This is a genomic window from Mesorhizobium sp. LMG17149, assembly GCF_024518695.1.
Lineage (GTDB): Bacteria > Pseudomonadota > Alphaproteobacteria > Rhizobiales > Rhizobiaceae > Mesorhizobium.
The window spans coordinates 332,050-355,947 of the sequence record NZ_JANIFL010000001.1 but is presented as its reverse complement, the minus strand read 5'-3'; the positions used below and the strand labels follow the sequence as shown (position 1 = coordinate 355,947).

The 23,898-nt window shown below is 63.7% G+C and carries 22 protein-coding genes; 11 read left to right on the top strand and 11 right to left on the bottom strand.

Features of this window, described 5'->3' with window-relative positions; all coding sequences use genetic code 11:
• Positions 1 to 6 precede the first annotated feature (6 nt).
• The 4 genes from lspA (at position 7) to NP945_RS01640 (ending at position 5,031) form a co-directional block, all read left to right on the top strand.
• Positions 7 to 495 (top strand): signal peptidase II, encoded by a 489-nt coding sequence (gene lspA / locus NP945_RS01655; RefSeq protein WP_127269341.1) that lies wholly within the window; start codon positions 7 to 9, stop codon positions 493 to 495.
• Between the two features lie 57 nt (positions 496 to 552).
• Positions 553 to 1,542, top strand: coding sequence for an MDR family oxidoreductase (locus NP945_RS01650; RefSeq protein WP_256745400.1), 990 nt, complete (start codon positions 553 to 555; stop codon positions 1,540 to 1,542).
• Between the two features lie 141 nt (positions 1,543 to 1,683).
• On the top strand, positions 1,684 to 3,975 hold the full coding sequence (locus tag NP945_RS01645; protein ID WP_256745399.1) for a PAS domain-containing hybrid sensor histidine kinase/response regulator: 2,292 nt from the start codon (positions 1,684 to 1,686) through the stop codon (positions 3,973 to 3,975).
• 180 nt (positions 3,976 to 4,155) lie between these two features.
• Positions 4,156 to 5,031 carry a GNAT family N-acetyltransferase gene (locus NP945_RS01640; protein ID WP_023812526.1) on the top strand — a complete coding sequence of 292 codons (876 nt, stop codon included), beginning with the start codon at positions 4,156 to 4,158 and terminating at the stop codon, positions 5,029 to 5,031.
• A 91-nt stretch (positions 5,032 to 5,122) separates the two neighbouring features.
• Here NP945_RS01640 and NP945_RS01635 read toward each other — a convergent pair whose 3' ends face one another.
• The gene (locus NP945_RS01635; protein ID WP_127319279.1) at positions 5,123 to 5,755 is read right to left on the bottom strand and encodes a trimeric intracellular cation channel family protein; all 633 of its coding nucleotides are present in this window, start codon (positions 5,753 to 5,755) and stop codon (positions 5,123 to 5,125) included.
• Positions 5,756 to 5,866: 111 nt separating this feature from the next.
• On the bottom strand, positions 5,867 to 6,502 hold the full coding sequence (gene grpE, locus NP945_RS01630; protein WP_027161324.1) for a nucleotide exchange factor GrpE: 636 nt from the start codon (positions 6,500 to 6,502) through the stop codon (positions 5,867 to 5,869).
• Positions 6,503 to 6,741: 239 nt separating this feature from the next.
• Here grpE and NP945_RS01625 point away from each other — a divergent pair, with 239 nt between their 5' ends.
• The 3 genes from NP945_RS01625 to NP945_RS01615 all read left to right on the top strand — a co-directional run bounded on the left by NP945_RS01625 (position 6,742) and on the right by NP945_RS01615 (position 8,593).
• Positions 6,742 to 6,942 (top strand): hypothetical protein, encoded by a 201-nt coding sequence (locus NP945_RS01625; RefSeq protein WP_127328273.1) that lies wholly within the window; start codon positions 6,742 to 6,744, stop codon positions 6,940 to 6,942.
• A gap of 99 nt (positions 6,943 to 7,041) precedes the next feature.
• Positions 7,042 to 7,419, top strand: a complete 378-nt coding sequence (locus NP945_RS01620) for a hypothetical protein (protein WP_127328272.1) — start codon at positions 7,042 to 7,044, stop codon at positions 7,417 to 7,419.
• A gap of 151 nt (positions 7,420 to 7,570) precedes the next feature.
• Positions 7,571 to 8,593 (top strand): fatty acid desaturase, encoded by a 1,023-nt coding sequence (locus NP945_RS01615; RefSeq protein ID WP_127273297.1) that lies wholly within the window; start codon positions 7,571 to 7,573, stop codon positions 8,591 to 8,593.
• Between the two features lie 117 nt (positions 8,594 to 8,710).
• Here NP945_RS01615 and NP945_RS01610 read toward each other — a convergent pair whose 3' ends face one another.
• The 6 genes from NP945_RS01610 to cysG all read right to left on the bottom strand — a co-directional run bounded on the left by NP945_RS01610 (position 8,711) and on the right by cysG (position 15,313).
• Positions 8,711 to 10,315 (bottom strand): GMC family oxidoreductase, encoded by a 1,605-nt coding sequence (locus tag NP945_RS01610; RefSeq protein ID WP_127328270.1) that lies wholly within the window; start codon positions 10,313 to 10,315, stop codon positions 8,711 to 8,713.
• Positions 10,316 to 10,412: 97 nt separating this feature from the next.
• Complete coding sequence (locus NP945_RS01605; protein ID WP_127271069.1) at positions 10,413 to 10,946, bottom strand: DUF934 domain-containing protein; 534 nt, start codon at positions 10,944 to 10,946, stop codon at positions 10,413 to 10,415.
• Between the two features lie 172 nt (positions 10,947 to 11,118).
• Positions 11,119 to 11,883 carry a phosphoadenylyl-sulfate reductase gene (locus NP945_RS01600; protein ID WP_127272509.1) on the bottom strand — a complete coding sequence of 255 codons (765 nt, stop codon included), beginning with the start codon at positions 11,881 to 11,883 and terminating at the stop codon, positions 11,119 to 11,121.
• Positions 11,858 to 13,528, bottom strand: a complete 1,671-nt coding sequence (locus NP945_RS01595; RefSeq protein ID WP_127272508.1) for a nitrite/sulfite reductase — start codon at positions 13,526 to 13,528, stop codon at positions 11,858 to 11,860. Before NP945_RS01595 ends, NP945_RS01600 begins: the two co-directional genes overlap by 26 nt.
• A 43-nt stretch (positions 13,529 to 13,571) precedes the next feature.
• A complete protein-coding gene (locus NP945_RS01590) occupies positions 13,572 to 13,865 on the bottom strand; it encodes a DUF2849 domain-containing protein (RefSeq protein WP_127272018.1) in 294 nt (97 codons plus the stop codon).
• The gene (gene cysG, locus NP945_RS01585; protein WP_127328268.1) at positions 13,862 to 15,313 is read right to left on the bottom strand and encodes a siroheme synthase CysG; all 1,452 of its coding nucleotides are present in this window, start codon (positions 15,311 to 15,313) and stop codon (positions 13,862 to 13,864) included. The genes NP945_RS01590 and cysG overlap by 4 nt, the downstream gene beginning before the upstream one ends.
• A gap of 420 nt (positions 15,314 to 15,733) precedes the next feature.
• Here cysG and NP945_RS01580 point away from each other — a divergent pair, with 420 nt between their 5' ends.
• Together NP945_RS01580 and ybaL are read left to right on the top strand one after the other, a co-directional pair.
• Complete coding sequence (locus NP945_RS01580) at positions 15,734 to 16,183, top strand: host attachment protein (RefSeq protein WP_127271043.1); 450 nt, start codon at positions 15,734 to 15,736, stop codon at positions 16,181 to 16,183.
• A 223-nt stretch (positions 16,184 to 16,406) separates the two neighbouring features.
• Positions 16,407 to 18,203: a YbaL family putative K(+) efflux transporter gene (ybaL, locus tag NP945_RS01575; RefSeq protein WP_256745398.1), complete on the top strand. Its 1,797-nt coding sequence runs from the start codon at positions 16,407 to 16,409 to the stop codon at positions 18,201 to 18,203.
• Between the two features lie 69 nt (positions 18,204 to 18,272).
• On the opposite strand, the gene NP945_RS01570 is transcribed toward ybaL, so the two are convergent.
• Complete coding sequence (locus tag NP945_RS01570) at positions 18,273 to 19,082, bottom strand: helix-turn-helix domain-containing protein (protein ID WP_127271895.1); 810 nt, start codon at positions 19,080 to 19,082, stop codon at positions 18,273 to 18,275.
• Between the two features lie 197 nt (positions 19,083 to 19,279).
• Here NP945_RS01570 and NP945_RS01565 point away from each other — a divergent pair, with 197 nt between their 5' ends.
• Positions 19,280 to 20,200 carry a zinc-binding dehydrogenase gene (locus NP945_RS01565; RefSeq protein WP_127328264.1) on the top strand — a complete coding sequence of 307 codons (921 nt, stop codon included), beginning with the start codon at positions 19,280 to 19,282 and terminating at the stop codon, positions 20,198 to 20,200.
• A gap of 13 nt (positions 20,201 to 20,213) precedes the next feature.
• Here NP945_RS01565 and NP945_RS01560 read toward each other — a convergent pair whose 3' ends face one another.
• Positions 20,214 to 20,966: an SDR family NAD(P)-dependent oxidoreductase gene (locus NP945_RS01560; RefSeq protein ID WP_023812510.1), complete on the bottom strand. Its 753-nt coding sequence runs from the start codon at positions 20,964 to 20,966 to the stop codon at positions 20,214 to 20,216.
• Positions 20,967 to 21,130: 164 nt separating this feature from the next.
• Here NP945_RS01560 and NP945_RS01555 point away from each other — a divergent pair, with 164 nt between their 5' ends.
• Entirely contained in the window at positions 21,131 to 21,493 is a 363-nt protein-coding gene (locus NP945_RS01555) for a nuclear transport factor 2 family protein (RefSeq protein WP_027037737.1), read from the top strand.
• A gap of 9 nt (positions 21,494 to 21,502) precedes the next feature.
• On the opposite strand, the gene NP945_RS01550 is transcribed toward NP945_RS01555, so the two are convergent.
• Entirely contained in the window at positions 21,503 to 23,764 is a 2,262-nt protein-coding gene (locus NP945_RS01550) for a transglycosylase domain-containing protein (protein WP_127328260.1), read from the bottom strand.
• Between the last annotated feature and the right edge of the window lie 134 nt (positions 23,765 to 23,898).

The following is a 23,898-nucleotide window of genomic DNA, read 5'->3' as shown; positions in this document are numbered from 1 at the left end:
CCGCCCGTGAGATCATGGTCTCCCTACGCACTGCTCGTCGTCGCGGCCATCGCGCTCGACCAGTGGATAAAATACCTGGTCGAGGCCGATCTGCCTTTTCAGGAGAAGGTTGATCTGCTGCCCTTCCTGGCGCTGTTCCGCACCTACAATACCGGCATCGCCTTCTCGATGTTCTCGTCCTTCGGCGACACCGGGTTGATCGTCATCTCGCTTGTCGTCGTTGCTTTCGTGCTGTTCCTGGCGACGCGGATCGCGCCGTCCCAGATCCTTGCCCGCACCGGCTTTGCGCTGATCGTCGGTGGCGCTCTGGGCAATCTGATCGACCGCGCCGTCTACGGCCACGTCATCGACTATATTCTGTTTCACACGCCGGTGTGGTCCTTCGCCGTCTTCAACCTTGCCGACGCCTTCATTTCGGTGGGCGCGGCACTGGTCGTCTTCGACGAGCTGTTCGGCTGGGGACGCGAACCCAAAGCCAGACCTTCCAAGGATTGACCCCGTGCGGCCATCGCCGCACAGTTCATGTCGCCAAACAAGATCGCGGAGAAAGACATGTCCGAAACCTTCAAAGCCATCCTCGTTTCGCGTGACGCCGAGAAAAAGCAGTCGGTCAACGTAACCGATCTCACCGAGGCCGACCTGATGGAAGGCGATGTCACCGTCGCGATCGAGGCAACGACGGTGAACTACAAGGATGGCCTGGCGATCACGGGCAAGGCGCCGGTGATCCGCCACTGGCCGCTGGTGCCGGGCATCGATTTCGCCGGCACCGTCGTCTCGTCCTCGCATCCCGACTGGCGCACCGGAGACAAGGTCATTCTGAACGGCTGGGGCGTCGGCGAAACCCATTTCGGTGCCTATGCAGGCCGTGCCCGCGTCAAGGGCGACTGGCTGGTGCCGCTGCCGCAAGGCATCAGCACGCATGACGCGATGGCCGTCGGCACCGCAGGCTATACCGCCATGCTCTGCGTCATGGCCCTGGAACGGCACGGCATCCTGCCCGATCGCGGCCCGGTGGTGGTGACGGGGGCGGCCGGCGGCGTCGGCTCGGTAGCGGTCTCGATCCTGTCCAGCCTCGGCTACCATGTCATTGCTTCCACCGGCCGCAATGCCGAAAGCCCCTTTCTGATCGACCTTGGCGCCGCCGAAGTGATATCGCGCGACGAGCTTGCCCAGCCGGCCAAGCCGCTGGCCAAGGAGCGCTGGGCCGGCGGCATCGACGCAGTCGGTAGCCACACGCTGGCCAATGTGCTGTCGATGACCTCCTATGGCGGTGCGGTCGCCGCCTGCGGCCTGGCCGGCGGCATGGACCTGCCGACCAGCGTCGCGCCCTTCATCCTGCGCGGCGTCTCATTGCTCGGCATCGATTCAGTGATGGCGCCGAAAGCAGTCCGCCTCGAGGCATGGCGCCGCATCGGCACCGACCTCGATCTGCGGAAGCTCGCCAGCCTGTCCAGCACCATCGGATTCGACGGCATCGTCGATGCCGCGCGCGACATCGTCGACGGCAAGATCCGCGGCCGCGTCGTCGTGGATATGTGACTCCGCCCAACTGCCGGAAGGGCGGATAAAATCGCCAGATATGGCGGCAAACCCGACGCGCTTCGGCAAAAATCGCTCATCCGCTAAAATTCGAACGATCCGCCGCAATTTTCTATAATCTCTGTCTGGCAAGGATTTCGCATGATCGCGGAATCCGGCAGCCAACAGGCGGACACTGGCGACGACGTCGATGCGGTGCTCCCGCCGGCGTCGACGCGGCGCTTCGTCGCCGCGCCGCCGCTGGTGCCCGAGCCGGAATTCTCCAGGCGCGAAAGCCTGCCCTTTCTGACATTTGTCGCCATCGTGTTGGTAGCCGGGCTGGCGCATCTGACCGGGGCACCGATCTTCATCAGCGTCGCATTGCTGGCAACCGGCCTTGCCGGCCTTGCCCTGCATTTGCGCGCCAGGCGGAGCGAACATCGCACCTCCGCCCTTCTTGACGAAACCACTGCCCGCAGCCGCGCCGAGATCGAGACGCTGGCCGACCGCATGTGGGAGATGCAGGAGAGCGACGAGCGCTTTCGCGGCCTGATCGACGCGCTTGGCGATCTCGTCATCCATCGCGACCGCGACGGCTACATCGTCTATGCCAACAAGGTCTTCGCCGATCTCGTCGAGATCGACCAGCGCGACCTCGCCGGCAAGACCCTGGCGGAACTGGGCATCGAGGTCGGCATGGTTCCCGATGCCGCCTTTTCCGACCATGAGTGCCTGAGTTCCACCGATGTCTCCATCAGCACGCCGAGCGGGCAGCGCTGGTTCTCGTGGATCGAACTGTCGGTGCGCGACAAGGACAGCGGCGCGGTTTCGCACCGCGCCATCGCCCGCGACATCACCGCCCGCAAACGCGCCGAATCGTCGCTGATCACCGCACGCGAACGGGCCGAATATGCAAGCCAGGCCAAATCGCGCTTCCTAGCTACCGTCAGCCATGAAATCCGCACCCCGATGAACGGCATCATGGGCATGGCCAGGTTGCTCGCCGACACCAGCCTGTCGCCGGAGCAGCAGACCTATGTCGGCGCCGTCTCGACCTCGGCCAGCGCATTGCTTGCCTTGATCGAGGATCTTCTCGACTATTCCAAGATCGAAGCCGGGCGTTTCGACCCCGAGCCGCAGCCGATGTCGGTGCGCGAGATCGCCGACAACATCATCGAATTGCTGGCAGCGCGCGCCTTCGCCAAGGATATCGGACTGGGTTGCCATGTCGAACCCGACGTGCCGCAATTGATCACCGCCGATCCGGGCAAGGTCAGGCAGGTGCTTCTCAACCTCATCGGCAACGCCATCAAGTTCACCGACAGCGGCGGCGTGCTGGTGAGCATAGCACGCGCACGCACCGAAACCAGCGACCGCATATGCTTCACCATCGCCGATACCGGTCCGGGCCTGCGTGACGCCGACCTGGAGCGCATTTTCGAGGAATTCGAGCAGGCCGACGGCACGTCGACACGCACCCATGGCGGGGCCGGCCTCGGCCTTGCCATCTCCAGGCGCCTGGTGGCCGCCATGGGCGGCACGATCTCGGTATCCAGCCGGCTCGGCCAGGGATCCGAATTCGTCTTCGAAATCCCTGCGACAGCGGCCACCGAAGCGCCGCAGGGCCACCAGAATGCTCTCTCGGGCAGACGCGCGGTGATCCTGTCGAAGAACGCCGTCGAGGCCGACGCCATCGCCCGCACCATCCGCGCCAATGGCGGCGCGGTCGACATCGCCACCACTGCAGCACAGGCCGCGCCTTTCGCCGCCGGCTGCGATGCGATCCTGGTCGATGCAGCGATGGAAGAAGGCGACGGAAGGCTGCTCAAGCGCCTGCGCCAGAGCGGTTTCTCCGACTGTGAGGCGATCACGCTGATCGCGCCGACCGATCGCGGCATGCTTGGCGAGTTCCGTGCCAGCGGCTACGCAACCTTCCTGGCCAGGCCGGTGCGTGGCGGAACACTTCTGCGTGTTCTGTTGAGCAGCCATGCTCCGAGCCTCGGCCCGCCGCCGCCGGAAAAGCGCGGCGCACCGTCGCTGCGGGCCGTCGGCAACCGCCAGCGCGGCCTGTCAGTGCTGATCGCCGAGGACAATGACATCAACGCCATGCTGGCCCGCGCCACGCTGCTGAAGGCCGGGCATCGCGTCAAGGTGGTCGGCAACGGCAAGGCCGCCGTCGAGGCTGTCACCGGCGCCCCGCACAAGGACCGCTTCGACGTGGTCTTGATGGATCTGCACATGCCGGTCATGGACGGGCTGGACGCGATTGCCGCCATCCGCCGCCATGAGGAAGAAAGTGCCGTGCGGCCGGTGCCGATCATGGTGCTGTCGGCCGACAGCCAGGAAAAGACCCGTCATGCGGTGTTGGCCCATGGTGCCAGCGGCTTTGTCACCAAACCGCTCGACCCCGAAGCGCTGGTCAATGCCGTCGAGGGGCAGGTCGTCGCGGCCTGAGCTTTCCACCGCCATTCGGCACGGGCGATCACTTAAACGTAGCCAGTTGATCGTATTCGCCAGCCGACGAAGTATTGCCCATGACGTCGTATCACGGTACTGTCACAATCCTGTTGCACCTACACCGTATCCCCGTGCCAAGAGGGATGGCTCGAAGGAGAATCACTCGTGCATACAGTTATGCCGGAATGTGACACTCGGCCGAACGCCAGCAGCGCCTTGCTTGCCGGACGTAACGTCGATTCCGTCATAAAGGGCGCTGCGCTGGGCCGTATAGGCAATCTTGAAGTGCGGCTCGCTCGCAACGAGGCCGAGATCGCGGCCGCGCAGGAAGTGCGCTACCGGGTGTTCTACGACGAACTTGGCGCCAGGAAGGACCTGTTCCAGGCCCATGACCGCCGGGACGCCGACCGGTTCGATCCGCTCTGCGACCATCTGCTGGTTTTGGACACCACGCTTTCCGGTCCCGAACATCGCCGCATCGTCGGCACATATCGGCTGCTGCGGCAAGAAATCGCGGCCACGGCCGGTGGCTTCTATTCCGAAGGTGAATTCGAGCTGACCAAGCTCATCGCCCGCCACCCCGGCCAGCGTTTCCTTGAACTCGGCCGCTCCTGCGTTTTGCCGGAATACCGCTCGAAGCGCACCATCGAGGCGTTGTGGCAAGGCATCTGGGCTTACATCAATCATTACGAAATCGGTGTGATGACCGGCTGCGCGTCCTTTCACGGCACCGTGCCGGCGGCGCATGCCGAAGCGCTCACCTATCTCGCCCACCACTGCCGGACGAATTCGGCCTGGGACGTGCGCGCGGTGTCCGGGCGCTATTGCTCGATGGATCTGATGCCGATCGAGGCCGTCAATGCCAAGGCGGCGATCGCCGCGATGCCGCCTTTGGTCAAGGGCTATCTGCGCGTCGGTGCCCGCATCGGCGATGGTTGCGTCATCGATCGCGAATTCTCGACGGTCGATGTGTTCGTCGTGATGCCGGTCAAGGAGATCGGCGCACGCTACGTCAACTATTATGGCGGCGAAGCCCAGCGCTTCGCTGCGTGACGCTGGCGAATAGCGAATAGCGAATAGCGAATAGCGGGAGCTATCTCGCTCAACCCCTATTCGCTACTCTCTATTCGCTATTCGCTTCCTTTCACAAAATATCTTCCGGCCGCCTGCCGGGTCGGCTCTTGTAGGACGGAAACGACCAGCCGAATTTGAGCGCACCACCGCGCACGAGGAACGCCGCCGCAAAGCCGGCGAGGTTCGAGGCGAGCGGCGGCAGTCCGGCAAGATCGCCAAGCGTGTAGAGGCCGGCACCCGCAAGGGCCGCCGTGACGTAGATTTCGGGCCTGAGCAGCACCGATGGCTCGCCCGCAAGGAGATCGCGCAAAATGCCGCCGAAAGTGGCGGTGAGCACGCCGGTGATGACGGACACGACCGGCGAGCCGGTAATCGCAAGCCCCTTGGCCGCGCCCATCACCGAAAAGGCGGCGAGCCCGATGGCGTCGAGCCAGAGCAGCCACTTCCAGCGCGATTCGACACGATGCGCGCTGAAGAAGACCAGCACCGCAACCGCGGCGCAGACCAGCACATACCCGGAGTTGGCGACCCAGAAAACCGGCAGGTTGAGGATAACGTCGCGAAGCGTGCCACCGCCTATCCCGGTGACGCTGGCCAGGAACAGGAAGCCGATAATGTCGAGTTGCTTACGCGAAGCCGCCAGCGCCCCGGTCGCCGCGAAGACGGCGACACCGGCATAGTCGAGAAGCGCGATGGCATTCATGCAGACCAGGGGAGTAAGGGAAGAGGAGAATAGGAGAGTATGTTTATCACAAAGCCGCACCGCTGGTACGCTTCCTTACTCCCTTACTCCCTTACTCCCTTACTGCGCTAACTACGCATCCTTCTCAGCCTGTTCGTTCACCGGCCCCGGCTCAACCGGTGCTTCAGCGGCGGCGAACTTCGGACCACCCTTGGCGACGCCGACCATGGCCGGGCGCAGCACGCGGTCGCCGATCGAATAGCCCGGCTGCACGACCTGGACCACGGTGTTGGCCGGGACATCCGGATTGGGCACTTCGAACATCGCCTGGTGGAAATTGGGATCGAACTTCTCGCCTTCCGGCGCGAGCTTCTTGACCCCATGCCGTTCCAGCGCCGACAGCATGGCGCGCTCGGTGAGGTCGACGCCTTCGATCAGCGCCTTGAAGCCGGCGTCACCCGATGCCTTGGCCTCGGCGGGAATCGCATCCAGCGCGCGGCGCAGATTGTCCGACACCGACAACATGTCGCGGGCGAAATTCGCGACCGCGTAGGTGCGCGCATCGTGCACATCGCGCGCGGTGCGGCGACGCAGGTTTTCCATCTCCGCCGCCACGCGCAGCGCGCGGTCCTTCAGCTCTTCATTTTCCTTCAGCAGCCGCACAAGGGCTTCATAGTCGCCGTCGGTGCTGCCTTCCGTGCGCTCAGCTGCGGGCTCGGTCGCCTCGACTTCGTCGGGCGCGCGTTCGTCTTTTGCCTGGTCGCTCATCGCCGTTTCCCGTCAATCTCGAATGATGTGGATTTTGTGCCCGATATCGATGTTTGGCGGCCAAAAATCAAGGGGTAAGCGACTATGGAAGCCGCCGGCCAAGGCCGGGCAATGACAGGCAAGACATTTCGACTTTAATTCAAATTTTACCTTAACCGCGGGCTTTGCTTGCCATACAGGCATGATGGGGGAACCATTCTCTTGCTGCAGGAGTTTCGAAGCCGACACAGGATTTTGAGATGATGACCCGCAACATGGGCGAAAAGGCAGAGGGGCTGGCCATCGAGGTCAGGCGCCAGTTCGGCACCGAGGCGGTGACCCGCTTCCTGCGCACCTTGCCGGCCTTCCGCACCGAGGCCGACATCCCCGACCGGCTCAGAGAACTGCTCGACCGCCTCGATGGGGCGGAGCGCGGTGACATCGGCTGGCGCCGGCCGTAACGCTACAATCGATCTTGGCAGCAAACCTCCTATCGGCAATAGCCGGGGAGAGCCGAACCATCTAAGGATAGATGTGTTGTGGTTCAATGGAGGACGTAAATGCGCAAGGTTTCAATCACCTCATCGCTGATAGCGTTTGTCGGCCTCGGCGCCATCACCTTGGCGGCCTTTCCGGCACAAGCAGACAATCTGCAGCTGCAATTGGGCAAACATGGCCCGCGACTGAAGCTCATGGAAGATTGCGACCCGGCCTACGACGATTGCGAAGGCCCCCGTCGCGACGGTCGGCGCGACCGCCGTCAACGAGGCTGCACCGAAGACCGGGCTCTCGACAAGGCGGACCGAATGGGCATCCGCCGCGCAAGGATAGAGTCCGTCGGCCGCCGGGAGATCACGGTCCGCGGCAGACAGGGCGGCGACCGCGTGCGCGTGACTTTTGGCACCGAGCGCGGCTGCCCTATCCTCGATCGCGAATAGCGATCGACCAGCGGAAAACCGACGCTCAGAGCCATCAGCAGGTCGAGTTGGCGGGTTGGCAGGCTCGATCGCCAAGCCACGCGACAATTACGCACAGTAATTTTGCGTGATGTTGCCTTGCGGCGGCGAGGCACCCCGCCTATGCTTCCTGATGAACATGATTTCCCCTGAGGCGGTCGCCAACAGCAAGCGCGCCTGGTTGAAGATTCTTGCCCGCTACAAGAAGCCTGACAGGCGGCGCAGCGCCGTCGAGCTCGCCATCACCCTCATTCCATTCGCCATACTCTGGGGACTGTCCTCGGCGGCTTATGCCTATGGCCATTGGTGGGGACTGGTCCTCATCCTCCCCGCGGCCGGGTTTCTGGTGCGCATCTTCATGATCCAGCACGATTGCGGCCACGGCTCCTTCTTCGCCAATCGTTACGCGGACGACTGGATTGGCCGCGCGCTCGGCATCCTGACGCTGACGCCCTACGATTGCTGGCGGCGCGCCCACGCGACGCACCACGCCAGCGCCGGCAATCTTGACGAACGCGGCATGGGCGACATCCGGACGCTGACCGTTGCAGAATACCGGCAGATGTCGTGGCGGGGCCGCCTCGCCTATCGTCTCTATCGCCATCCGCTGGTGATGTTCGGGCTCGGTCCGATCTGGCTTTTCATCTTCGAGCAGAGGCTACCCGTCGGCATGATGCGCGGCGGCCTGACCCCTTGGGTGTCGTCGATGACCACCAACCTTGGCATCGCGGTCGCAGCAGCCGTCCTTATCTGGTTCGTCGGCCCGGGCGCTTTCCTGGTGGTTCACCTGCCGATCGTCATCCTCGCCGGTTCGGCCGGCATCTGGCTGTTCTACGTCCAGCACCAGTTCGAGGAAACAGAATGGGCGAAGGATGCCGACTGGGAATTCCAGCACGCCGCCTTGCACGGATCGTCGTATTACGACCTTCCGCCGGTGCTGAACTGGCTCACCGGCAACATCGGTGTCCATCACGTCCATCACCTCTCGGCCAAGGTGCCGTGCTACCGGTTGCAGGAAGTGCTGCGGGATTATCCCGAGTTGCGCGACATAGGCCGGGTTACGCTGCTCGAAAGCCTGCGCTGCGTCAAACTGGCATTGTGGGACGAAAACCGCCGCAAGCTGGTGTCGTTCCGCGAGGCACGGGCGGCGGCTTAAGCAATTCCAGGAGAAGTGTGAACGGTTTTCCAGGGAAAACGCGTAGCGTTTTCCCTGGGCAATTGCGTCACAACAAAAAGACCGCCGCGCCATGGGCGCCGCGGCCTGGAGCTCCGATCAGGCAGCCCTGATCATGTCGGCGGCCTTTTCGGCGATCATGATGGTTGGGGCATTGGTGTTGCCACCAATCAGTGTCGGCATCACCGAGGCGTCGACGACACGCAAGGCTTCAAGCCCGCGCACCTTGAGTTGCGGATCGACCACCGCCATCTCGTCGACCCCCATCCGACAGGAGCCGACCGGGTGATAGACCGTGTCGGCGCGGGTACGGATATGGGTCATCAGATCGGCATCGCTCGGCTCGCCGGCGATGTGCATTTCCTTGTGCCGGTAGCGCGTCAGCGCCGGCGAAGCCAGCACCTGCCGGGTGATCCTCACGCCTTTCAGCAGCAGTTCCGCATCGCGCTGGTCGCCGAGAAAGCGCGGATCGATGCGTGGCGCGGCAAGTGGATCGGCGCTGGCCAGCCCAACCTCGCCACGCGAGTGCGGTCGCAATATGCAGACATGACAGGAAAAGCCGAAGCCGTAGTGCAGCGTGCGCGCATGGTTTTCGACGAGCCCGATGACGAATTGCAGCTGCAGGTCAGGGCGCTCAAGCGCCGGGTCGGATTTGACGAAAGCGCCGCTCTCGGCCGACGGCGAGGCGATCAGCCCGGTTCCATCCCGCCGCCACTGCGCGATATGCCTGAGGAAACCCCACGCGCCGCGCGGGCTCATACCGAGCATATCGGTGTCCTTCGATCTCCAGCCGACGATAAAATCGAGGTGGTCCTGCAGGTTCTTGCCGACGCCCGGCAATTCGTGGACGACGGGAACGCCATGCACGGCAAGTTCGGCCGCCGGGCCGATACCCGACAGCAACAGAAGTTGCGGCGAACCGAAGGCACCGCCACAGAGGATCACCTCGCGCGACGCCTGTGCCACGGCCTCGCCTTTGCGTGTCCGGTAGCGGATGCCGGTGGCGCGCTTGCCGTCAAGGACGATGCCTGTGGCGTGCGCCCGCGTGATCACGGTCAGATTGGTCCGCTGCATCACCGGATGGAGATAGGCGGCGGCAGTCGAACAGCGCTCGCCATTACGGGCGCCACCGGCAAACTGGGTCACCTGGAAATAGCCGGCGCCCTCTTGTTCCGGTCCGTTGAAATCGTCCGAGGCGCGAATCTGGTTTTCGGCACAAGCCTCTAGGAAGGCCTTGGCGATCGGCCTCGGCGAGCGCTGGTTCGACACTTTCAGTGGGCCGTCCCCGCCATGCAAGGCATCAGTGCCGCGCTCATTGCCCTCGGCGCGCCGGAAATAGGGCAGAACCTCATCCCACGACCAGCCCTCGCAGCCCAGATTTGCCCATTCGTCATAGTCGCTGCGATGGCCCCTGACATAGAGCATTGCATTGATGGCGCTGGAGCCGCCCAGCGCCTTGCCGCGCGGCTGGTAGCCCTTGCGGCCGCCAAGACCTTGCTGCGGCACGGTTTCGAAGGCCCAGTTGTTGATCCTGGGCCGGCCGGAAAGCATGCCGATAATGCCAGCCGGAGCACGGATCAGCATATCCCTGCCCTCGCCGCCAGCTTCGATCAGGCAGACCGTATTCGAGGGATCTTCCGAAAGCCGTGCGGCAAGCGCACAGCCGGCGGACCCACCGCCGGCTATGACATAGTCGTAACGCATGAAGACCCCTCCCCAATCGTCCACGGATTTTCCATCCGGATGATCAAGAGAAGGCCTGAACACGGCTGATGTAAAGACGCGCGGAATTACCGCTACGTCAGCTGCTGCGAACGCGCCGCCAGGAGTATTTCGGGCCTTTTGGTTCCGGCACGGCGGCTGGCTGGTAGTAGAGCCCCAATCCGCCGGTGCGGCCCTCCTCCAGGCGCTTCAACAGCACCGCATTGGAAATCTCGAACTCGTCGAAGCCTAGCCGCAGCATATGCGGCAGTTGGTCCACCAGCACCTGGCCCGTGGCGCGAACGGCACCTTCGAAATGGTAGCGGCCGCGCAGCAGTTCTCCCTTGGAGAAGGAGCGGCCGTCGCTGAAGGCCGGGAAGGCCAATGCCACCAGCGACAGCTGGTCGAGCAGGTCGGCAATCTTCTCGAGCTGATCACCAGGCTGCAGCAGGACGCCGAGCCGTTCCTTGGCCGAGCGGCGCACCTCCGGATCCAGATCGAGGAAGACTTGCAACGGCAGGATGAAGCGGCCGTTGCCGGACAGCGCATCGGCGCTTTCGGCATGCGTCCACTCATCCTCGTGAAAACCCGCAGGGGTCCAGAGTCGGGTCTCCGCTGTCGTCGGTTCAGTCATCAAAAAGTTCCTAAATAGTCAAACGAACCAAGGATGTGTTGAGATTCAGGTCAGGCTGCGCCGAAAATGGCGGCTTCCGAGAACCGGAGCGGAGCGTACTTGAAGTACGTGAGCACCGGAAGCGCAGGAAGCTGCCGTTTGCAGGCCAGCCTAACCTGAATATCAGCATATCCTAAAGGGATGCGTCGGTCAGCGACTTCTCCAGCCCCGACAGGTGAATGCCGCACTCGGTCTTGGCGTGACCGGCCCAGCGGCCGCTGCGCGCGTCCTCGCCCGGCTGCACCGGCTGCGTGCACGGGAAGCAGCCGATCGACAGATAGCCATAGGCGACCAGCGGATTTTCGCGCAGCGCATGCGCGCGCATGTAGTCCGCCTGGTCCGATGTCGTCCAATGCGCCAGCGGATTGATGCGGATGCGCGGACCGACCGCCTCGAACACCGGCAGCGCCGCCCGCGTCGCGGCCTGAAAACGCTTGCGGCCGGTGAGCCAGGCACGAAATGGCGCGACACCGCGCGCCAGCGGCTCCACCTTGCGCACGTCGCAGCAGGCGTCGGTGTTGCTCTGATGCAGATTGCCCGTCGGATCGATCCGTTCGAGTGCTGCTTCCTCGGGTTTGATCACCCTTATGTTGGTCAGCCCGAAATCGGCGGCGAGCGCGTCGCGATAGCCGAGCGTCTCCTCGAAATGCTTGCCGGTGTCGAGGAAAATGACCGGCAGCGTCCGGTCGATCTTGGCGATCATGTGCAGCAGCACAGCCGAATCCGCGCCGAACGACGACACCGCCGCGATCTCGTCGAGGAACAGTTCGCGGGCCGAGCGTTCGATGATCTCGATCGGCTTCAGATGACCATAGAGCGCATCGAGCCCCGCCGCTTTGGCGGCGATACCGTCATCGACGTCTCCAATACGGTCAAGCGGCCTTGGCTTCGCCAGCATAGAGCGCCTCCTTGAACGGCGCGGGACCGACTCGGCGGTAGGCGTCGATGAATTTCTCTTGTGGGTCGAGCCGGAGGCCGAGATAGGTCTCGACGATCTGCTCGATGGCGTCGGTGATCTCTTCCGACGAGAAGCCGCGGCCGATGATCTCGCCGACCGAGGTGTTTTCGTCGGCCGAGCCGCCCAGCGTCACCTGATAGAGCTCAGAGCCCTTCTTCTCGACCCCGAGGATGCCGATATGGCCGACATGGTGATGACCGCAGGCGTTGATGCAGCCGGAGATCTTCAGCTTCAGTTCGCCGATCTCGCGCTGCCGCTCAAGCGAGGCGAAGCGGCGCGAGATTTCCTGCGCGATCGGGATCGAGCGCGCCGTGGCCAGCGCACAGTAGTCGAGGCCCGGGCAAGCGATGATGTCCGATATCAAATTGGAATTGGCCGTCGCCAGGCCGATGCCGACCAGCGCATCATAGACCGCCTTGAGGTCGGCGCGGGCCACATGCGGCAGGATCAGGTTCTGCTCATGGCTGACGCGCAGTTCGTCAAAGCCATATTTCTCGGCGATGTCGGCGATTGCTTCCATCTGGCTGTCCGAGGCGTCGCCGGGCACCTCGCCGATGCCCTTCAGCGAGATCGTCACCGCCGCATAGTCGGGATGGCGGTGCGTCACGACATTCTGGTCGAGCCACTCCGAGAACCCCTTGGAATCGAGCCGCGCCAGCTTGACCGCCTGGTCGCCTTCCGGCCGCCCAGCGAGCACCGGTGGCGCGAAATAGGCCTCGATGGCGCGGATGTCGGCTTCCGGCAGCTTCAGCTCGGCGTCCTTCAACTCCTGCCACTCGGCCTCGACCTGGCGGGTGATCTCCTCGACGCCGGTCTCATGGACGAGGATCTTGATGCGCGCCTTGTACTTGTTGTCGCGGCGGCCATAGAGGTTGTAAACGCGCAGGATCGCCGTGCAGTAGGACAGAAGGTCGGCTTCCGGCAGGAAGTCGCGGATCTTGCGGGCAACCATCGGCGTGCGGCCCTGGCCGCCGCCGATATAGACGGCGAAACCGAGTTCGCCGGCGGCGTTCTTCTTCAGGTGCAGGCCGATGTCGTGGGTCTGAATGGCGGCGCGGTCGCGCTCGGCACCCGTCACCGCGATCTTGAACTTGCGCGGCAGGAACGAGAATTCCGGATGCACCGACGACCACTGGCGCAGGATTTCCGCGTAGGGACGCGGATCGGCGACTTCGTCGGCGGCAGCGCCGGCGAAATGGTCTGCGGTGACGTTGCGGATGCAATTGCCGCTGGTCTGGATGGCATGCATCTCAACGCTAGCGAGATCCGCCAGGATCGCCGGAATGTCCGACAGCGCCGGCCAGTTGAACTGGATGTTCTGGCGGGTGGTGAAATGGCCGTAGCCCTTGTCGTATTTGCGGGCGATGTGACCAAGCATGCGCAACTGCTTGCCGTTCAGCGTGCCGTAAGGCACCGCGATGCGCAGCATGTAGGCATGCAGTTGAAGATAGACGCCGTTCATCAGCCTCAATGGCCGGAACTGGTCCTCGGTGATCTCGCCGGCAAGACGACGCTGCACCTGGTCGCTGAACTCGGCGACGCGGGCCTGGACAAAATCGTGGTCGAACTCATCGTAACGGTACATGCTTGGTCTTTCAGGGCGCGTCCGCCCATGCCTGGTGTCTTGGTTATGCTGCCCGCGCAGCCTGCTTGCCGAGATCGTTGCGAATGGTCGGGCCGGCAGCGCGGATCTTCTCGCGCAGCCGCACCGGTTGGACGACACCGTTGACGACTTCAGCGTCGATCAAATTGACGTCGACCACTTCGTTGGCGGCATAGGCCTTGGCGCCGATCGCCTCGAGCCTATCCTCCGCTGCCTTGTCATCGGCGAGGTCGGCATGGTCCACCGTCTCCGCCCAGCCACCATCGGCGTACCAGACAGCAATGCCGTCGGTGAGGCGGTTGGCGGTCAGTATCTTCATGGCTGAACTCCTTCGGCGATCGAACTGGACGCACCTTCATGCCTGTGTGCCGCCAGCGGCTCGGATCGCTCAAAATTGGCGCCGGCGACCGCATCGCCGATGATGGTCATGACCGGGCCGGAAAGATCGGCGCGCGCTTCCAGCGACGGCAGGTCGGCAAGCGTGCCGTGGAAGCGACGCCGGTTGGCGAGGCTGGCATTCTCGACCACGGCCACCGCAGTGTCCGGCGACAGACCGGCCTCGATCAGCCGTCCGGCAACCTCGGCGGCCACCGAGCGGCCCATATAAACGGCAACGGTGGCGCCGGAAATGGCGAGCTTGGCCCAGTCGGGCAGCGAATTGCCCTTGAGGTCGTGGCCGGTGGTGAACACCATCGACGAGGAGACACCGCGCAAGGTCAGCGGCAGTTCGAAATCGGCGGCGGCAGCAAAGGCCGCGGTGACACCCGGAACCACCTCATAGCCGATTCCGGCATCACGAAGTGCCGCCATCTCTTCGCCGGCCCGGCCGAACACCAGCGGATCGCCTGACTTCAGCCGCACGACACGCTTGCCTTCACGACCAAGCTCGACCAGCAGCGCATTGATCTCAGCCTGGCTCTTGGTGTGGCAGCCCTTACGTTTTCCGACCGGCAGGCGCTCGGCATCGCGGCGCCCCATGGCAACGACCGCCTCGGGCACCAGCGCGTCATGGACGATGACATCGGCTTCCATCAGCAGACGATGGGCCCGCAAGGTCAAAAGATCCTCGGCGCCCGGACCGGCGCCAACCAGCGCGATGTGACCGCAAGCGGGCGTGTCCGACAGCAGAAGATCGACGGCAGCTTCATGCGCCTGCGAAAGCTGGCCGGCTTCGGCCGCGCGCGCAGGAGCGCCAGAGAAGAAATCATTCCAGAAGCGGCGGCGGGCATTGCCTTTCGGCAGCAGCTTCTCGGCAGCCCCGCGAAACGACGCCGCAAGAATTGCCAGCGGCCCGAGCGACGGCGACAGCATGCGGTCGATGCGGCCGCGCAACATCTGGGCAAGCACCGGGCCTGCACCTTCGGTGCCGATGGCGATGGCGACCGGCGCGCGGTTGACCAGCGCCGGGGTGAAGAAATCGCAAAGCTCAGGCCGATCGACGGCATTGACCGGAATGCCTAGGCGGCGCGCATCCGCAGCCACCCGACGGTCGAGTTCCTCGTCGCCGCTGGCGGCAAACACCATGATCGCGCCTTCGAGCTGCGATGCGTCGTAAGCGGCGGCAAAATGGCTCGCGCCGGCCTGGGCGATGAAGGCGAGCAGGTCGGGCTCGGCGTGTTCCGCGATGATCCGCAGGACCGCGCTCGACTGTCCGATCAGCCGCGCCTTGGCCAGTGCCTCTTCGCCGCCGCCAACGATGGCCACGGCTTCGCCCTCGACCCGCATGAACACGGGGAAGGCGCTGAGCTTGGGAGCAGTGTGCGACATGGACGCGAGCGGAATCCTGAATGAGCTTGCAGTTCTACGCGCGGGCGCGAGAAACCAGAAGGAACGCACTCGCGCATCCCTTGTCGGGATGCAATTGCTTTTCTGAAAGCATCCCGGCCAAGAGAAAAATATTTCTCGTTTGCAGATGGAGCGGATTCAAGCTGCTGTCGCAGGCCTTGTTTTCCGGGTCTTTTAGCGCCCGGGGAGAAAAGCCGCAAAACTGTTTTTTCTAAATTCTACCAAATTAGTAGATTAAAGCCGCGAACTCTGGATAGCCAGAATGTCCAACGCCGACGCGGCGGCCGACTGGAACATTAGTGGCTCGGGGCGCGTTCTCAAAAGGCCTGTCATATCGGATCGAAACCCCGGCTGCGGAACGCCACGAAAGGCCACCACGCGGCTGAAAAGGAGCCTGTCATCATGAACACAATCATACTCAAGCACGGTATCTGGGTCATGGTGGCCGATGGCGAGAAGGCGCTTTTCCTCAGGAACGCCGGCGACAACAAATATCCGAATCTCGAGGTGGTGCAGGAAATACAGCAGGACAACCCGCCCACCCGCGAGCAAGGCAGCGACAGCCCGGGCCGGTACAATGATGGTCCCTCCGTACACCGCAGCGCAGTCGAGGATACGGACTGGCACCGCATCGGCAAGGAGCGTTTCGCCGATGAAATCGCCGCCCGGCTCTACAAGCTCGCGCATGACGGCGAATTCAACGAGATCGTGCTCGTCGCACCGCCAGTGGTGCTTGGGACAATGCGCAAAAAGCTGCACAAGGAGGTCGAGGACAAGGTGACCGCCGAAATTCCCAAGACATTGACCAACCATGCCATACCGGAAATCGAGGCCCTGCTGCGGGCAGGCTGATCATTGTCGATCGGCCCTGACGGATCGAGACGAATAGCACCGCACAAATTCCGATCCGGCCGGCAGCTTCTCAGCTGCCGGTCAAATTTTTGCGGCAGCGCCGTCGATTTCACGGATTCGCGGGTTGCATCGCCGACATACCATCCACCATATTGCAAAACAGGCGGCGGCTTTGGGCGGCGCTCATCCAACATCGCTGTTTTTGAAAGGCGCTCCATAGACAATGCCGCATGACACGCCCCTTATCGCCACCATCGTCGCCGGTCTGGGGCTGGCTTTCGTCTTCGGGGCTCTCGCCAACCGCTTCCGTATCCCGCCGCTGGTCGGTTATCTCGTAGCCGGCGTGCTGGTCGGGCCGAACACGCCTGGCTTCGTCGCCGATGCCGGCCTTGCCAACGAACTGGCCGAAATCGGCGTCATCCTCCTGATGTTCGGCGTCGGGTTGCACTTCTCATTGAAGGATCTTCTGTCGGTGCGCGCCATAGCCGTGCCGGGCGCCGTCGTCCAGATCGGCTTTGCCACCGCACTCGGTGCCGGGTTGTCGTGGATGCTCGGCTGGTCGATGGGCGCGGGACTGGTGTTCGGCCTGGCACTATCGGTCGCCTCGACGGTCGTGCTGCTGCGCGCTCTGCAAGAGCGGCGGATGATCGAGACCGAGCGCGGCCGCATCGCTGTCGGCTGGCTGATCGTCGAGGACCTGGCCATGGTGCTGGCGCTGGTGCTGCTGCCGGCGCTGGCCGGCGTGCTCGGCGGCCAGGAGCAGACCGACGCCCATGCAAGCGGGCTGCTGTCGCTGCCGGCCAGCTACGGCATCTGGGGCGTCGTCGGCATCACGCTGGCCAAGGTCGCCGCCTTCGTCGTCGTCATGCTGGTGGTCGGCCGCCGGGTCATCCCCTGGATCCTGCACTATGTCGCCCACACCGGCTCGCGCGAGCTCTTCCGGCTGGCGGTGCTTGCCATAGCGCTCGGCGTCGCCTTTGGCGCGGCCAAACTGTTTGGGGTCTCACTGGCGCTGGGCGCATTCTTCGCCGGCATGATCATGAGCGAATCCGAACTCAGTCACCGTGCCGCCGAAGAATCCTTGCCACTGCGCGATGCCTTTTCCGTGTTGTTCTTCGTCTCGGTCGGCATGCTGTTCGACCCGTTCAGCCTGATCAGCAATGGCTGGCCGATCCTGGCGACGCTGGCCATCATCGTCATCGGCAAATCGCTGGCGGCGTTCGTCATCGTCGTTGCCTTCGGCTATCCCCTGGCCACCGCATTGATGATTTCGGCAAGCCTTGCCCAGATCGGCGAATTCTCCTTCATCCTGGCCGAGCTCGGCGTCGGGCTGAAACTGTTGCCCGAACAAGGTCGCGACCTCATTCTGGCCGGCGCCATCCTGTCGATCGTCCTCAACCCGCTGATGTTCCTGGCCATCGACTGGATGAAGCCGTGGCTGGAACGGCGCGCCGCCAGGACGGCACCGCCGGTCGAAGCAAAACCGGTTGGTCCGGCGACGGAGCCGGGCCAGGTGGCCTCTGTCGCGGCAACGGCGAAAAGGGAGGACGGGCCGCCGCCCAAGACGGCACTCACAGGCCATGCCATCCTGATCGGCTACGGCCGTGTCGGTGGCCTGGTCGGCTCGGCGTTGAAAGACGCGGCACTGCCCTTCCTGGTCATCGAGGACGCCGACAAGACGCTGGCGAGGCTGAAAGCGGACAGCATCGAGACCGTCGCCGGCAATGCGGCCAATGCCGAAGTGTTTGCCGCCGCCAACCCCGAAGGCGCCAGCCGGCTGATCCTTGCCATCCCCAATGCCTTCGAAGCCGGTCAGATCGTGCTCCGAGCCCGCGCCGCTAATCCCGGTATCAACGTTATCGCCCGGGCCCATTCGGATGCCGAGGTCGAACATCTCAAGGGTTTGGGCGCCGATACGGTGATCATGGGTGAACGCGAGATTGCGCGCGGGATTGTGGAAGAAGTTCTCGGTTCCAAACCGGAGTTGAGGCGCGAAACCGCCGAGCCATCGGTGGCCTGAGTCCCAAAGCCAAGCTGCATTCTCGCACGCTGGCAACCTGATTGGCTCGACCAGCCTTTCAAGTGAGCATTACGCCACGAATGCAGAGCCGCCATTTTGCGCGATACCACTGAGGTATTTGGCCGGCGGCTTCCCAAGCGCCTTCTTGAACATGGTGATGAAGGCCGTGACCGAACCATAGCCGAGATCGCCCGAGACTTGCTGGACACTCTTGCCGGACGCCAGTTCCCGAATTGCAACGATCAAGTGCAATTGCTGGCGCCAGCGCCCGAAACTCAGCCCTGTCTCCTTTGTCACAAGGCGGGCGAGGCTGCTCTCGCTGAGCGCCATGCGCTTGGCCCAGTCCGCCAGCGTGCTGCGGTCGGCAGGGTCTTGCGCCAACGCCTCGGCGATCCTGTTCAAGCGCGGCTCAGATGAGATCGGCAGGTGCAATTGCTGGACAGGCATGCGTGGCAATTCGGTGAGCAGCATTTTGGTCAAGAGTTCGCCCCTCGCCTCGTCGTCCTGCAGCCGATCGGAAAGCTCGATGATCAATTCGCGCAGCAGTGGCGAGATCGAAAGCGTGCAGCACCGCTCCGGCAGGTCGGCCGCTCCCGGCTCTATGTAGACGAAAAAAATCCGGGCGTTGGCGGTTGCGACATTGCTGTGCTCCATGCCGCCGGGGATCCACACCCCGCAATGCGGCGGCACCATCCATAGACCGCTTGGAACGCGGCATGTGACGCCGCCGCCGAGCGCGAAGACGAGCTGGCCTTTGCGGTGCCGGTGGGCGGGGACTTCCGCTCGGGTGTCGGGGATGTCGACGCGCACGGCAATCGCCAACGCGGAAGGGTCATCCACATCGAGATCAAGCCAGGGGTAGCTGAGGGGCCGTCTCATGATTGACTGCTATTAGCGATGAAACGCCATGATAGCTAAATTCTTTAACCGCGGAAGTCGATAGGCTCCGGTTCGCGCAGGGTTGATCTCGTGATGCTGCGCGCCATCGCCGGTATGGCTCGCTACCTACGTGGGTACTCAGCTTGCCGTGCTTTCCAACGCAAGCTGGCACCGACAAGCCAGCAACAAGGTACGCCATGCTCGCCCTGGTCATCTCTCCCGAAGGCGCGACCGGGTTGAGGCTCGCCGACGTCGCCGAGCCTCAACCGGCCTCGAATGAAGCGCTTGTTTCGGTCCACGCGACTTCGTTGAATCGCGGCGAACTGCGCCTGCTTGCCATACGCCCCAAGGGCTGGATACCCGGCCAGGACATTGCGGGGATTGTCGAACGAAGAGCAGCCGATGGTTCCGGGCCAACCGTCGGCGCCCGGGTTGTCGCGTTGGTCGACGAGGCTGGTTGGACCGAACGCATCGCAGTCCCAACCGACCGTCTCGCCGTCCTGCCGGATGACGTCAGCTTCGTTTCCGCAGCCACGCTTCCTGTCGCCGGTACGACGGCGCTGAGGACTCTACGCCATGGCGGGGACCTCGCCGGCCAGCAGGTCTTGATCACCGGCGCAAGCGGTGCGGTCGGTCGTTTCCAGATCCAGCTCGCCCGCCATCAGGGCGGATTCGTGACCGCTGTCGCCGCCGCCCGGCACGCTGAGGATCTCCGCGGCCTCGGAGCCAGGCAGGTTGTCGAAGCGATCGATCTGGCCGAGGGACCGTTCTCGCTGATCACCGAGTCGGTTGGCGGCCAAAGCCTCGCATGCGCGATCGAACGCGTCGCCCCTGGCGGGACCATCGTCATGTTCGGTTCGAGCAGCGGCGAACTGACGCCTGTCGGGTTCCGCCAGTTCGTTCCGGATCATGAGGGGGCAAAACTTCAGACTTTCGCGTACTACACGTCCGGTCCAGGCATTGGCGAGGACATCGCCTCGCTACTCGCTCTGGTCGCGGCCGGCCGGCTCGAAACACGCGTGGCCTTGACCGTGCCATGGACAGACATCGCCCAAGCGCTGGACGCACTACGACAGCGCAGCTTCAGCGGCAAGGCCGTTCTCACCATAACAGGATGAGCATCCTGTTATGTCACACGTGCTGGCCGCCATTGATGTGAATTTCCGAGCCCGTCACATAGGACGCCTGCTGCGAACACAGGAAGAAGATGATGTCGGCGACTTCGGCCGTGGTGCCAAGGCGCCTGAGAGGGATGGTCTCGACGATCTTGTCAGTGCCCGGCGACAGGATCGCGGTGTCGATCTCGCCGGGCGCAATGGCATTGACGCGGATGCCGTGCGGGCCGAAATCATGTGCCATCTCGCGCGTCAGCGAGCCGAGTGCCGCCTTCGATGTGGCGTAGGCCGTGCCGGCAAAGGGATGCACGCGGGTTCCGGCGATCGAGGTTACGTTGACGATCGAGCCCTTGGCCGCCGCCAGTTCCTTGAACAGGCCGCGCGCCAGCATGATCGGCGCGAAGAAATTGACCTGGAACACGTCGCGCCAGACATGCATCGGCGTGTCGATCGAATCCATGCGGCTGTTGCCGTCCTTGAGCTTCGGCGAAATGCCGGCATTGTTGACCAGCGCATGCAACTGGCCGCCATGCGCTTCCAGCCGGTGGCGGATTTCGGAGACGGCGATGCCGACATCCTCCTGATCGGCGAGATCGACCTTGATGTGGTCTTCCGGCCCGGCCGGCCACGGGCAATCCTCGGCGAAGGCCTGCCTGGAGCAGGTGATGACCCGCCAGCCCTCGCGCGAAAAACGCTTGACGGTGGCGTGGCCGATGCCGCGGCTGGCGCCGGTCAGCACGATGGTCTTTCTGGTGTCGAGTTCAGTCATCTCAGGGTCTCCAGCCGGCAGATGTAGCCGAACGCCGCCGAGGTGGCGAGAGGCCGAATGTCACCATTCACCTCAGAGGAGGAACCGGGAAGCCGGCTCGCCGTTGGTTCGGGAGTTGCAGGACAGGGCGCGGGGTCTCAGATCAAATCAATCGGGACAGAGCCATGACGCAGACAGCACCCCTCGACATAGCCACCGCCTTCACCAAGGCGTGGACAAGCCACGACCTCGAGAAAGCAGCATCCTTGGTCGCCGACGACGTCGTCTTTGATGGGCCGATGCAGCAATCGACCGGCAAGAAACCCTATCTCGAGGGCCTGACCAAACTATCACAGGATGTGACCGGTGTGCGCATGATCGCGGCCTTCGGAGACGATCATCAGGCGCTGCTGATGTATGATTTGATGACAAAGTCGTCCGGCGCGCTTTCCTGCGCCAAGCACCTCACCATCAGCGATGGCAAGATTCACAGCGACAAACTGACCTTTGACAGCAAGAAGTTGGGCAGCGCCAAGCCACGGAATTAGCGGATCGGATCAGCCGCCAAGGAGGTCGAGGATCGAGGTCTGCCGCTTCTTGCGCGGACCGCCGACGTCGCCTGGCGGCACCGGATGTTTGACCGACGCGGTGGCGCCGTCATCCTCCGGCATGGAGGGGCCGTCGGCATCGACGGTTTGGGCGGGACGGGCCGCGCGGACGGGCGCTTGGGCAACCGGCGCTGCTGGCCGCGCCGGTGCCTGCTGACCGACCGACGTCGACGGAACCGGCGCCGTGTTGTTCGCCGAGGGTATCTCGTCGGGGACGATTGTGTCGGCCGGCGTCGATTTCCAGGTGCCAGGCAGCGGCCGCACCGGCACACCTTCGTGGGCCGCAACCATGAACTCGTGCCAGGCCTGCGCCGGCAGTGCGCCGCCGGTGACCTTCTTCATCGCGCTGCCATCATCATTGCCGAACCATACACCGGTGGTGAGGTTGGCGGTGTAGCCGACGAACCAGGCGTCGCGCGAATTTTGACTGGTGCCGGTCTTGCCGGCCGATGGCCAGGCGAAAGCCGCTTTCCGGGCAGTGCCGATCTCAACCGTGCCCGTCATCATCGAGTTCATCATGCCGACGATCTCGGGCTTGACGACGCGCGGCGCGCTGCCGCCGCCGCTGTCGTAAAGCACCTTGCCCTCGGTGGTCGTCACGCGCCGGATGAAATGGATGTCCGGCTTGTAACCGCCATTGGCAAAGGGGACATAGGCCGAGGTCAGCTCCAGCGGCGTCACTTCCGAAGTGCCGAGCGCGATCGAGGTGTTGGCTATCAGGTCGGACTGGATGCCCATGCGGTGCGCCGCCTCGACAACCGCGTTCGGCCCGACCTCCATGGTCAGTTGCGCCGCCACCGAGTTCAGCGACTTGGCCAGCGCGGTGGCCAGCGTCACCTTGCCGAAATACTTGCCGCCGTAATTGTCGGGTGTCCAATTGCCGATCTTGATCGGCGCATCGTTGCGGATGCTGTCGGGCGTGCGACCGGCTTCGAGCGCGGCCATATAGACGAACGGCTTGAACGCCGAGCCCGGCTGGCGACGTGCCTCCGAAGCACGGTCGAACTGGCTGGTCGAATAGTCGTAGCCGCCGACCATGGCACGCACCGCACCGGAATCGTCGATCGACACCAGCGCGCCCTGGGTGACGTTGAGCTTCTTGCCGCTCTCGTCGATCAGTCTGCGGATCGACTGTTCGGCGAGCTTTTGCAGGTTCAGGTCGACGGTGCTGTCGATGACGATGTCGCCGCGCACGTCGCCGATCAGGTCGGGCAATTCCTCCATGATGGTGTCGGCGACATAATTCTCCGAGCCGGTCCAGTAGGACGGCGCGCGCGTTGCCGGCGCGCTCATCGCCGAGGTCATTTCCTTGGCGCTGATCTTTCCCTCGTCACGCATGGCGGCAAGCACCAGTTGCGAGCGTTCCTCGGCGGCCTTCGGATCGCGTGCCGGGGACAGCCGCGACGGCGCCTTCAACAGGCCGGCAAGCAATGCGGCTTCCGACAGGGTGACGTCGCGCGCGCTCTTGCCGAAATAGCGGCGCGAGGCGGCCTCGACGCCATAGGCGCCGGAACCGAAATACACCCGATTCAGGTACATTTCGAGGATCTGGTCCTTGGTGTGCTTGTGCTCCAGCCACAGCGCCAGCAGCACTTCCTGCACCTTGCGTTCCAGCGTGCGGTCGGGTGTCAGGAACAGGTTCTTCGCCAATTGCTGGGTCAGCGTCGAACCGCCCTGCGAGAAACGCCCGCCCAGCACGTTGGTGACCATGGCGCGCGACAGACCGATCGGGTCGATGCCGAAATGCGAGTAGAAGCGCCGGTCCTCGATGGCGATGACGGCTTCCGGGATATAGGGCGACATCTCATGCAGGCCGACGGCCTCGCCGCCGCTCATGCCGCGATTGGCGAGCAATTGGCCATCTGCCGAGACGATCTTGATGTTGGGGGCGCGGTCGGGAATCGACCAGGTCGTCGCCGCCGGCATCTTGGCGCCATAGTAGACCACGATGCCGGCCACCGCGATGCCGCCCCAGATGGCGAACACAAAGCACCAGTAGAACAGCCGGCCGAGCACACCGAACAGGCCGCGCCGGCTTCTGCCGCGCTTGGCCCGCGACGATTTCCCTTTGGCCGGCTTGCGTTTTGCGGAGGCTTTGCGATTGCTCGGCACGACGCGATCCTCCTCGTTCACCGAAAGACCCGCCGAGGACCGCGCCTGCGGCGGCCCCTCGAAACTGGGTTCGATGCGGCTGTCTCTGCGGTTCGCCATGCGCTGTGCTTGATATCCCCGATGCCTAAGGCGTTCGGGTTGAAGAGTAGATGCGGCGATTTAAGGGCGGGTTAAGTCGTGTTCGAATGCCGGCCTGGGGGTTGGTCAACGATGTCGATGCGAAAAAGCCGCTA

Bases quoted from the DNA above. Each gene is read 5' to 3' on its own strand.
- NP945_RS01550 (WP_127328260.1), bottom strand. From the start codon at position 23,764: ATGGCGAACCGCAGAGACAGCCGCATCGAACCCAGTTTCGAGGGGCCG.
- NP945_RS01600 (WP_127272509.1), bottom strand. From the start codon at position 11,883: ATGCTGGCGAAGCCAAGGCCGCTTGACCGTATTGGAGACGTCGATGAC.
- NP945_RS01580 (WP_127271043.1), top strand. From the start codon at position 15,734: ATGAACACAATCATACTCAAGCACGGTATCTGGGTCATGGTGGCCGAT.
- grpE (WP_027161324.1), bottom strand. From the start codon at position 6,502: ATGAGCGACCAGGCAAAAGACGAACGCGCGCCCGACGAAGTCGAGGCG.
- NP945_RS01570 (WP_127271895.1), bottom strand. From the start codon at position 19,082: ATGAGACGGCCCCTCAGCTACCCCTGGCTTGATCTCGATGTGGATGAC.
- NP945_RS01635 (WP_127319279.1), bottom strand. From the start codon at position 5,755: ATGAATGCCATCGCGCTTCTCGACTATGCCGGTGTCGCCGTCTTCGCG.
- NP945_RS01615 (WP_127273297.1), top strand. From the start codon at position 7,571: ATGAACATGATTTCCCCTGAGGCGGTCGCCAACAGCAAGCGCGCCTGG.
- cysG (WP_127328268.1), bottom strand. From the start codon at position 15,313: ATGTCGCACACTGCTCCCAAGCTCAGCGCCTTCCCCGTGTTCATGCGG.
- NP945_RS01625 (WP_127328273.1), top strand. From the start codon at position 6,742: ATGATGACCCGCAACATGGGCGAAAAGGCAGAGGGGCTGGCCATCGAG.
- NP945_RS01560 (WP_023812510.1), bottom strand. From the start codon at position 20,966: ATGACTGAACTCGACACCAGAAAGACCATCGTGCTGACCGGCGCCAGC.
- NP945_RS01620 (WP_127328272.1), top strand. From the start codon at position 7,042: ATGCGCAAGGTTTCAATCACCTCATCGCTGATAGCGTTTGTCGGCCTC.
- ybaL (WP_256745398.1), top strand. From the start codon at position 16,407: ATGCCGCATGACACGCCCCTTATCGCCACCATCGTCGCCGGTCTGGGG.
- NP945_RS01640 (WP_023812526.1), top strand. From the start codon at position 4,156: ATGCCGGAATGTGACACTCGGCCGAACGCCAGCAGCGCCTTGCTTGCC.
- NP945_RS01590 (WP_127272018.1), bottom strand. From the start codon at position 13,865: ATGAAGATACTGACCGCCAACCGCCTCACCGACGGCATTGCTGTCTGG.
- NP945_RS01645 (WP_256745399.1), top strand. From the start codon at position 1,684: ATGATCGCGGAATCCGGCAGCCAACAGGCGGACACTGGCGACGACGTC.
- NP945_RS01650 (WP_256745400.1), top strand. From the start codon at position 553: ATGTCCGAAACCTTCAAAGCCATCCTCGTTTCGCGTGACGCCGAGAAA.
- NP945_RS01610 (WP_127328270.1), bottom strand. From the start codon at position 10,315: ATGCGTTACGACTATGTCATAGCCGGCGGTGGGTCCGCCGGCTGTGCG.
- NP945_RS01565 (WP_127328264.1), top strand. From the start codon at position 19,280: ATGCTCGCCCTGGTCATCTCTCCCGAAGGCGCGACCGGGTTGAGGCTC.
- NP945_RS01595 (WP_127272508.1), bottom strand. From the start codon at position 13,528: ATGTACCGTTACGATGAGTTCGACCACGATTTTGTCCAGGCCCGCGTC.
- NP945_RS01605 (WP_127271069.1), bottom strand. From the start codon at position 10,946: ATGACTGAACCGACGACAGCGGAGACCCGACTCTGGACCCCTGCGGGT.
- NP945_RS01555 (WP_027037737.1), top strand. From the start codon at position 21,131: ATGACGCAGACAGCACCCCTCGACATAGCCACCGCCTTCACCAAGGCG.